This window comes from Megasphaera sp. UPII 135-E (assembly GCF_000221545.1).
In the GTDB taxonomy this organism is placed as follows: Bacteria; Bacillota; Negativicutes; order Veillonellales; family Megasphaeraceae; genus Megasphaera; species Megasphaera hutchinsoni.
Genome location: NZ_AFUG01000002.1, coordinates 1 through 9,601 on the forward strand (window position 1 = coordinate 1; position 9,601 = coordinate 9,601).

Sequence of the window (9,601 nt, forward strand, 5' to 3'; positions counted from 1 at the left end):
TTCTCACGACATGCTATATCTTATAACGTAACATGACATACTAGATACGTTAGGCCTAAACAGAAAAAGAAACGCCATAACCATTGCTTTTGAAGGTAGCAACCTTATTTGATAGATGGCGGTAGTGTTACTATATGTAGTCGTGCATAGAGAAATTTTTCGCGTAAGAAAGTAAGTCTAGTAGGTATTTTTATCGTGGTACAGGTCATGAGCAATTAGTATGTCTATGGGAAGAGAAAAAATAAATTATTATTAGTGGATAGAATTGAATTTTAGTATATTCTATGATAGGATAGTATCACTGTTGAAGATGGAATGAGTAGGAGGATATTTGTGCAAGTAATGAGTGTTGCGGTCGGTATGGCCGTATTGGATCAAGTATCAAAAGCAATAATTAGACATCAGATGACATTACATGAATCGATTCCGGTATTTTCGGATTTTTTTCATATCACATATATATTAAATCGAGGTGCCGCTTTTGGTGTTTTAGAAAATCAACAATGGCTATTTTTGTTGATTGCATTTTTTTTGTTTGTCTTATATGGTGTGTTTCGTACTAAATTACCTTCGTCACGGTTGCTACATGTAGGTATGGGATTACTTCTTGGTGGAGCCTTAGGAAATGCACTTGACCGTTGCATTCATGGTGCAGTGGTTGACTTTTTTGATTTCTTAATTTGGCCGGTATTTAATTTGGCAGACGTAGGCATTGTTATTGGTGTTATGCTATTATTATGGTATAGTTGGCATCATAAGATATCGAAATGAGGGAATATGGCATGAAACATCAAACGTATGAAGTGATAGAAGCGGATAAGGGCATCCGTTTAGATGTTTTAGTAGCACGAGAATTAGCTATTTCACGTGCTTTTGCCCAACAATTGATTAAAGAAGAGAAAGTTTATGTCAACGATTGCAAACGTAAAGCAAATTATCGATTGGATGTAGGACAGATGGTTGCGATGGAACCATCACAACCAACAGAGTTATGTGCAACACCGGAAAATATTCCCTTGGATATTTTATATGAAGATGAACATCTTATTGTAGTGAATAAACCACGTGGCATGGTCGTTCACCCCGCCCCAGGAAATCCGGCAGGAACATTGGTCAACGCCCTTTTATATCATTGTCAAGGCTCTCTATCGGGAATTAACGGGATGATTCGTCCAGGCATTGTACATCGCTTGGATAAAGATACCTCCGGGGTCATGGTGGTAGCTAAAACTGATGTTGCCCATCGGCATCTCGCCGAACAGATTAAAGCACATACAGCCAAGCGAACCTATTGGACCTTAGTGCATGGTACCCTTGCCGAAATGCGGGGAACAATTGAAGCACCTATTGGCAGACATCCAAAAGATCGGATAAAAATGGCGGTAAATCTAAAAAACGGACGAGAAGCGATTACACATTTCACCGTACAGGAGCGTTATCGTATGTATACATGGATTGCTTGCCAGCTCGAAACGGGAAGAACGCATCAAATTCGCGTGCACTTAGCCTATATTGGACATCCGGTGGTTAACGATCCCGTTTATGGCTATAAACGGGATGCGTTCCCCATACAGGGACAAGTATTACATTCATACAGTTTGCAATTTATACACCCTATTACGGGGGAAAAAATGGACATCAAAGCGTTGCCTGCAAATGATTTTATGGTGTGTTTACAGCAGGCGGCGACACAACGGTAGAGGTGGCGTATGTGGAAGGATAAAGCACAGTTAATGGACAACAAAGCGATGGAACGTGCTATTCGGCGTATTGCTCATGAGATAATAGAACGAAATCGCGGCTTAGATGAAACGCTATTAGTGGGAATTAAAACACGCGGTATTCCCTTGGCAAAACGGTTAGCGTTAGAACTAGAAAAAATAGAAGGCTGTACTGTTCCCGTATATGAAATTGATGTATCAGCCTATCGGGATGATCGAAAACAATGTACCGTAGATGGTATGAATAGTACGGTAACGCCCTTTCAAGCGGATGGCAAGACGATTGTTTTAATTGATGACGTCTTATATACGGGACGTACCGTTCGCTCAGCATTAAATGCGATTATGGAAATGGGGCGACCTAAATTCATTGAATTGGCTGTTTTAGTCGATCGTGGGCATCGTGAGTTACCTATTCGTGCAGATTATGTAGGGAAAAATGTACCCACATCACACCGAGAAGATGTTGCTGTACAGATGCAAGAAACGGATGGAATGGATCAAGTCCTTTTACGGGAATATCAGCAAGATTAGTATTGACTTTGATTTTAAATATAGTATACTTAATAAAGATATGAGTAGTACCGAGATGCTACCGTATAGTTACTTAGATACATAATACCTTTAAGATAGTCCGGAGAGGCTAAAAAGGTAGGTAGTTAATTATGCCTAATTGTAGACCTTTGCCGGACGGCAAAGGTCTTTTTTGTAAGGAGGATGCTGCATGGGTATAAAGGGAAAGAGCCTGCTTGGATTGGAAGGAGCAACGAAAGAGGAAATTGAACTTATCTTACGAGTAGCCAAAAAAATGAAAACGGTCGTGAATAGTGAGAATAAAAAATTACCGCTGTTACATGGAAAATCAGTGGCAAATATGTTTTTTGAACCTAGTACACGCACTCGCAGTTCTTTTGAATTGGCAGCGAAATATTTAGATGCTGATGTGTTAAACTTTACGCCGTCTACGAGTTCTTTAGTCAAAGGAGAAAGTTTGCGTGACACCCTATTGACCGTTACGGCAATGGGCGTAGATGCGATTGTTATGCGACATAAACAAGAAGGGGCACCATTATTTGCTAGTCAATGTGTCGACCCGCTTATCATCAATGCTGGTGATGGGGCACATGAACATCCGACACAAGCACTTTTGGATCTGTTTACGATACAAGAAGTTAAAGGACACATCGACGGATTAAAAGTGGTTATTGTCGGCGATATTGATCATGGTAGAGTTGCTCGTTCCAATATTTATGCTTTAAAAGCATTAGGCGCAGATGTACATCTCGTTGGTCCCCGCACCTTATTACAGCCTGACCTTGCGACATTGGGTGTGACTATCCATTATGAGTTAGAAGAAGCATTGGTAGATGCTGATGTTATCAATGTCTTGCGGATCCAAAAAGAACGGCAAGGAAGTGGCTTTTTCCCCAGTGATAGAGAATATGCAACCCTCTTTGGTATTCATCAAACTTCATTACGGCAAGCAAAGGAAGATGTATTAATTCTTCATCCCGGTCCCATGAATAGAGATCTCGAAATTGGTACAGATGTGTGCTATGGACCTCATTCAGCGATTCAAGAACAGGTAAAAAATGGCATATCCGTGAGGATGGCTGTGTTATATTTGACTATTATAGGAGGCGATGACGTTGACCTTACTCGTTAAGAACGGTAGAGTAGTTAATCCGGCAAAAAAACAAGATGAAATTTGCGATATTTACATAGAAGACGGGAAAATTCGTGCCATGGGAACGAATTTATCCATGTGTGCAGATGAAATATGGGATGCAACAGGGTTAGTTGTCACGCCGGGGTTAATTGATATGCACGTGCATTTACGGCAGCCTGGACAGTCGTACAAAGAAACAATTGCTAGTGGCACGGCCGCCGCTGCTGCTGGGGGCTTTACTCGTGTCGTGACTATGCCGAATACAAAACCCGTTATCGATTCCCCTCTCATTGTCGAAGGATTACGGTATAAAATCGAACAAGAAAGCCACGTGAAAGTAGATATTATCGGTGCTGTATCTAAAGGCATGGAAGGGCGTGAACTGGCGGCAATGGGTGGCATGGTAAAATCAGGGGTAGTTGCCTTTTCTGATGATGGTCACTATGTAGAAGATTGTGATTTCATGCGTAAAGCCATGGAATACAGTAGCATGTTGAAAAAAGTCATTATTGATCACTGTGAAGATACCCATTTGATTGCAGATGGTGTGATGCATGAAGGTGCTGTATCGGCAGCGTTAGGTTTAAAAGGGCGTCCCGCTGTAGCTGAAGATATAGCGGTGGCACGGGATATTTTGCTGGCACAAGCAACGGGATGTGCCGTACATATTGCTCATATTAGCACAAAAAATGCCGTTGCTATGGTACGCCGTGCCAAGGCAGCAGGCATTCCCGTTACGGCCGAAGTAACACCACACCATGTTATTTTTACGGACGAAGCTTTACGGAGTTATGATACACGGTTTAAAGTAAATCCGCCGTTGCGGTCAGAAGAACATCGGGCAGCCGTGGTAGCCGGTTTGCAAGATGGCACTATTGATGCTATTGTAACGGATCACGCACCACACAGTTGGGATGAAAAAGATAAAGAATTTAATATAGCACCAAGTGGTTTTGTTGGACTGGAAACTAGTGTAGGTGCAGTATTGACTCATTTATATCATACAGGATGCATGGATTTAGCAACGCTTATTGAAGCGATGAGCGTGCGACCGGCCACCATTTTGCACTTGCCGGCGGGAGTATTAGAAGAAGGCCGTGATGCGGATATTACATTGCTGGATTTACAGACCGAATGGGCTGTTGATGCCTCAACCTTTTATTCCCAAAGTAAATTATCACCATTTGATGGGATGATTTTTAAAGGAAAACCCGTAGGCACTATTGTTGATGGAAAAATAGTTATGAAACAAGGGGAGGTATTGGCATGAAAGGGATGCTCGTCTTAGAAAATGGAAAACGGTTTTATGGAACATTGCTATTGAACGAACAGACAGTGGGAGAAGTTGTCTTTAATACGGCGATGACAGGATATCAAGAAACATTTACCGACCCATCTTATGCAGGTCAAATCATTACCATGACCTATCCACTTATGGGAAATTACGGCTTATTTCATGAAATAGAACAAGCACCACGTCCTTATGCAGCCGGGTTTATTGTCAGTGAACTTTGTCGAGAACCGAGCAATTGGCAAAATGAAGGCCCCTTATCCACATTCATGATGAACCACCATATTCCTTGTTTATATGACGTTGATACACGGGCGATTACACGTGAAATACGTCAACACGGTGTAATGAAAGGGATTATCGTACGACAAGATACAGACGAAGCGGAGATACAAAAGTGCTTAGCCCAGCCGTTAGAAACCCAGTGGGTACGACAGGTGACGACACAGAAAATTAAAACCGCAGGCAACGGAAAATATCATGTAGCCGTTATGGATTATGGGGCAAAACAGAATATTTTACGTGACTTGCAACGTAATGATTGCCGCCTTACCATATTTCCGGCAACGACTTCAGCCGAAGAGGTGCTAGCCGTACAGCCTGATGGCATCTTCCTCAGTAATGGCCCGGGTGATCCGCAAGATATTCCCTATATCGTAGATGAAGTAAAAAAAATGATTGGCAAGAAACCCATTTTCGGTATTTGCCTGGGCTTACAAATGCTGGGGTTGGCCTTAGGGGGAAAAAGCTATAAATTACCTTTTGGGCATCGTGGGGCAAATCATCCCGTACAAGATGTGCACACGGGACGGGTATATATTACCTCCCAAAATCATGGTTATGCGATTGATGCAGACACGTTACCGCCGACGGCACAAGTCACCTATCGTCATTTGCATGATAACACCTTAGAAGGATTTGTCGTACCGTCACAGCACATCATGTGTGTACAATATCATCCAGAGGCCTCGCCGGGTCCAACGGATAGCTTGTATTTGTTTGAACAATTTGTGAAAATGATGGAGGAATGCTAAGATGGCAAAGGATATAAAGAAAGTACTCGTCATTGGCTCGGGCCCGATTATTATTGGACAAGCGGCGGAATTTGACTATGCAGGTACACAAGCTTGTCGTGCCTTGAAAGAAGAAGGCGTGGAAGTAGTTCTTATTAACAGTAATCCGGCTACAATCATGACGGATGAAGATATTGCCGATCGAGTATACATCGAACCGATTTCTTTAGATTACGTGACGGCAGTTATCAAAAAAGAACGACCTGATGGATTATTGGCTACCTTAGGCGGTCAAGTCGGCCTAAATATGGCAGTGGAATTATCACGGGCAGGCGTACTGGATCTATATAACGTTACCCTATTAGGCACGGATTTAGCAGCAATACAAGAAGCGGAAGATCGTGAATTATTTAAAGAAGCCATGAAAGATATAGAGCAACCGGTGGCGGAAAGTGATATCGTTGAAGACGTAGGAACCGCCTTGGACTTTGCCCGTACCATAGGCTATCCCATTATCGTACGACCGGCGTATACCTTGGGTGGCACCGGCGGTGGTATTGCTTATACGGAAGAAGAACTCGCTGCCATTGCCGCACGTGGGCTTAAACTCAGTCCTATTCATCAGATCCTTGTGGAGCGGTCTGTTGCAGGATGGAAAGAAATCGAATATGAAGTCATGCGGGATAAGGCAGATAATTGTATTATTGTTTGCAACATGGAAAACATTGATCCCGTTGGGGTACATACGGGCGACTCTATTGTTGTCGCACCCAGTCAGACTTTAAATGACTTACAATATCAAATGCTACGTACGGCATCCTTAAAAATCATTCGCCGGCTGAAAATAGAAGGTGGCTGCAATGTCCAATACGCGTTAGATCCCAAGAGTAATCGTTATTATGTTATTGAAGTCAATCCGCGCGTTAGCCGTTCCTCTGCATTAGCTTCTAAAGCAACGGGCTATCCCATTGCCAAAGTAGCCGCCAAAGTAGCCTTGGGAAAAACCTTAGATCAAATTTCTAATGCCGTTACCGGTAAGACCACGGCTTGCTTTGAACCAACGTTGGATTATTGTGTTGTCAAATTTCCCCGTTGGCCGTTTGAAAAATTCTCCCTTGCCGATAAAACGTTGGGCACACAAATGAAAGCAACGGGCGAAGTCATGGCCCTAGATCGAACGTTTGAAGGAGCCTTACTTAAAGCGGTACGATCATTAGAAATTGGGGTGGACTATTTAGCCTTACCACATATAGAAAATAAATCATTAATTGATATCGTTGAAGCATTGAAAAAACAAGACGATGAACGGATATTTGTTGTCGCCAGAGCATTGCGCTTAGGCATTAGCGAAGAAAAAATACATATGCTTACGGGGTATGACGTATGGTTTATTCGGCACATCAAACACATTGTCGACATGGAAAATGAACTACGCCACCAAGGATTGACACCGGCATTGGTGGCACAAGCTAAAAAATATAGCATGCCCGACAGCTGCTTGGCACGACTGACGGGCAAAACGGAAAGTGAAGTCCGGACTTTTCGGACACAACTGGGCGTGCGTCCCACCTTTAAAATGGTGGATACATGTGCCGCCGAATTTGCCGCCGCTACGCCGTATTACTACTCCTGCTATGCTAGTGAAGATGAAGTCCAACCGCTAGAAGGACGAAGTGTTATTGTTCTCGGCTCGGGCCCAATTCGTATTGGACAAGGCATAGAATTTGACTATTGCTCGGTCCATTCCTCCTGGGCGTTACGCCGGCTGGGCATGAAGAGTATTATTGTCAACAACAATCCCGAAACGGTTAGCACCGATTTTGATACATCCGACAGTTTGTACTTTGAACCCTTAACGGAGGAAGACGTTATGGCTGTAATCGAAAAAGAAAACCCCGTTGGTGTTATCTGCCAATTTGGCGGACAGACGGCAATTAATCTCGCCGCACCATTAGCACGGAGAGGTGTACCCATCTTAGGAACATCCGTAGAAGGCATGGATCGAGCCGAAGACCGAGAACGGTTTGATGAACTTTTAGCAACGCTACATATTCCTCGTCCAGACGGGCGAATAGCTATGAGTGATACCGAAGCCATGCGAGTTGCCAAAGAATTGGAATTTCCACTTATTGTACGCCCCTCCTATGTGTTAGGCGGGCGTGCCATGGAAATTGTCTATAATGAAAGCGAACTAGAACGATATCTTCGTGAAGCCGTCATTGCCTCGCCGGATCATCCCATTTTAATTGATGAATATATGGTAGGAAGAGAAATAGAAGTAGATGCAGTTGCTGATGGAATAGACGTATTTATTCCGGGCATTATGGAACAAGTCGAACGGGCCGGCGTTCATTCCGGTGATTCCATTGCCGTGTATCCGCCGCAACATTTAGCACAAGATATGATTACGCAAATTGTGGAATATACAACGCGTATTGCCTTGGCATTAAATGTAAAAGGTGCGGTAAACATTCAATTTGTGGTGGCAAAAGGGAAACTATATATTATTGAAGTTAATCCACGCTCCAGTCGTACCGTTCCCTTCTTGAGCAAGGTCACGCATGTGCCGATTGTTGAATTAGCCACCCGAATTGCCTTAGGCGAAACCTTAGCGTCTATGGGGTATCAAAGCGGATTGTTAGCGGCTAAATCGCATGTAGCGGCAAAAGTACCCGTATTCTCCTTCAGTAAAATCGGTTTGGCGGAAATTGCCTTGGGCCCGGAAATGAAATCGACAGGTGAAGTCATGGGCATCGGCAAAACCTATTCGGAAGCCTTATATAAAGCCGTTAGCGGTGCGAATATGCGAATTCCGTCAGGAGGAACAATACTCGTAACTGTAGCCGATCGCGATAAAGAAGAAGCATTGCAATTAGCACACGGATTTTGTGACTTAGGGTATCATATTATGGCGACAGCCGGTACGGGAAAATATTTACAAGAAAACGGATTAGATGTGACGATTGTGCGTAAAATACATGAAGGAGGAGAAAATATTGCCACGCTTTTGCGAGATGGTAAAATTGATCTCGTTCTCAATACCCTAACTTTTGGTAAACATCCTGAACGGGATGGATTTAACTTACGACGTATGGCCGTGGAATTAGCTGTACCTTGCTTGACTTCATTAGATACGGCACGAGAAGTATTGCGGGTATTTGCAGACAAAGGCAAAAATTATACCTATTATACGGTAGCAGCATTACAAGACTACGATATGGATATATAGAGCATATACGATATATCAAGGCGAACAAAAAGAAATTTTGTTCGCCTCTTTTTTATATACATGCCAGTCAATATAAATAGAGATATGAGTATATCTACAATAAAATATAGGCTAAAAAAATCTACAGATGAGATAATATAAGCTAATTACCTGGGGATAATAGACATACATTGACACCGCTAAAAAAGTAAAAGAAAATATGATTTATACAATAAAAAAAAAAAATAAACAAAAAAACAAAATAAAATAAATAAAAGTAGATATAATAATTAAAATAATAATAATAAAAAAGATAAAATACATGTAATAATTAAAAAAAACATAAAAAATGATTAAAAAAAATAGAAAAATATTTTTTACAGGTTTATAATGAAATCAGTTTAGGAAAGAACAAAATTTCATTTCTAAGAAATGAAATAAGCAGGACGGATACCGTCCTGTACATGATGTAAAGATGTATGAGGAGGAAGTAGTATGAAGTTATCAGGAAAACAATTAACGACAGCTGTATTGATCGGTTTAATGGGGATTAGTGCCGGCGGAGTGGTTATGGCTAAACCGCCGATAGTGCAATCGGCGGCAGGCGGACAGCAGGACCAACAACCTGACATTATCGGAATTGCGAATTTGGCTAATCAGAATCAAAAGGATATTAAAGCATTAGAACAAAAAGTCGGT

The 9,601-nt window shown here is 42.2% G+C and carries 8 protein-coding genes; all 8 read left to right on the forward strand.

The window, feature by feature from the left end; all coding sequences use genetic code 11:
• Positions 1–333 precede the first annotated feature (333 nt).
• The gene (gene lspA / locus HMPREF1040_RS00045) at positions 334–771 is read left to right on the forward strand and encodes a signal peptidase II (protein ID WP_007391867.1); all 438 of its coding nucleotides are present in this window, start codon (positions 334–336) and stop codon (positions 769–771) included.
• A gap of 11 nt (positions 772–782) precedes the next feature.
• The gene (locus tag HMPREF1040_RS00050; protein WP_007391868.1) at positions 783–1,700 is read left to right on the forward strand and encodes an RluA family pseudouridine synthase; all 918 of its coding nucleotides are present in this window, start codon (positions 783–785) and stop codon (positions 1,698–1,700) included.
• Positions 1,701–1,709: 9 nt separating this feature from the next.
• Complete coding sequence (pyrR, locus tag HMPREF1040_RS00055) at positions 1,710–2,255, forward strand: bifunctional pyr operon transcriptional regulator/uracil phosphoribosyltransferase PyrR (protein WP_007391872.1); 546 nt, start codon at positions 1,710–1,712, stop codon at positions 2,253–2,255.
• A 190-nt stretch (positions 2,256–2,445) separates the two neighbouring features.
• Positions 2,446–3,387, forward strand: a complete 942-nt coding sequence (locus tag HMPREF1040_RS00060; protein ID WP_007391866.1) for an aspartate carbamoyltransferase catalytic subunit — start codon at positions 2,446–2,448, stop codon at positions 3,385–3,387.
• On the forward strand, positions 3,371–4,660 hold the full coding sequence (locus tag HMPREF1040_RS00065) for a dihydroorotase (protein WP_007391870.1): 1,290 nt from the start codon (positions 3,371–3,373) through the stop codon (positions 4,658–4,660). The genes HMPREF1040_RS00060 and HMPREF1040_RS00065 overlap by 17 nt, the downstream gene beginning before the upstream one ends.
• Positions 4,657–5,715 (forward strand): carbamoyl phosphate synthase small subunit, encoded by a 1,059-nt coding sequence (locus HMPREF1040_RS00070; RefSeq protein WP_007391873.1) that lies wholly within the window; start codon positions 4,657–4,659, stop codon positions 5,713–5,715. The genes HMPREF1040_RS00065 and HMPREF1040_RS00070 overlap by 4 nt, the downstream gene beginning before the upstream one ends.
• Before the next feature lies 1 nt (position 5,716).
• Positions 5,717–8,923, forward strand: coding sequence for a carbamoyl-phosphate synthase large subunit (gene carB / locus HMPREF1040_RS00075; RefSeq protein ID WP_007391869.1), 3,207 nt, complete (start codon positions 5,717–5,719; stop codon positions 8,921–8,923).
• A gap of 474 nt (positions 8,924–9,397) precedes the next feature.
• Positions 9,398–9,601: hypothetical protein (locus tag HMPREF1040_RS00080; RefSeq protein ID WP_007391871.1), on the forward strand; the 204-nt coding region annotated here is incomplete at its 3' end.

Excerpts from the sequence above, each read along its gene's own strand:
- HMPREF1040_RS00060 (WP_007391866.1), top strand. The coding sequence starts at position 2,446 with ATGGGTATAAAGGGAAAGAGCCTGCTTGGATTGGAAGGAGCAACGAAA.
- HMPREF1040_RS00050 (WP_007391868.1), top strand. The coding sequence starts at position 783 with ATGAAACATCAAACGTATGAAGTGATAGAAGCGGATAAGGGCATCCGT.
- HMPREF1040_RS00070 (WP_007391873.1), top strand. The coding sequence starts at position 4,657 with ATGAAAGGGATGCTCGTCTTAGAAAATGGAAAACGGTTTTATGGAACA.
- carB (WP_007391869.1), top strand. The coding sequence starts at position 5,717 with ATGGCAAAGGATATAAAGAAAGTACTCGTCATTGGCTCGGGCCCGATT.
- pyrR (WP_007391872.1), top strand. The coding sequence starts at position 1,710 with ATGTGGAAGGATAAAGCACAGTTAATGGACAACAAAGCGATGGAACGT.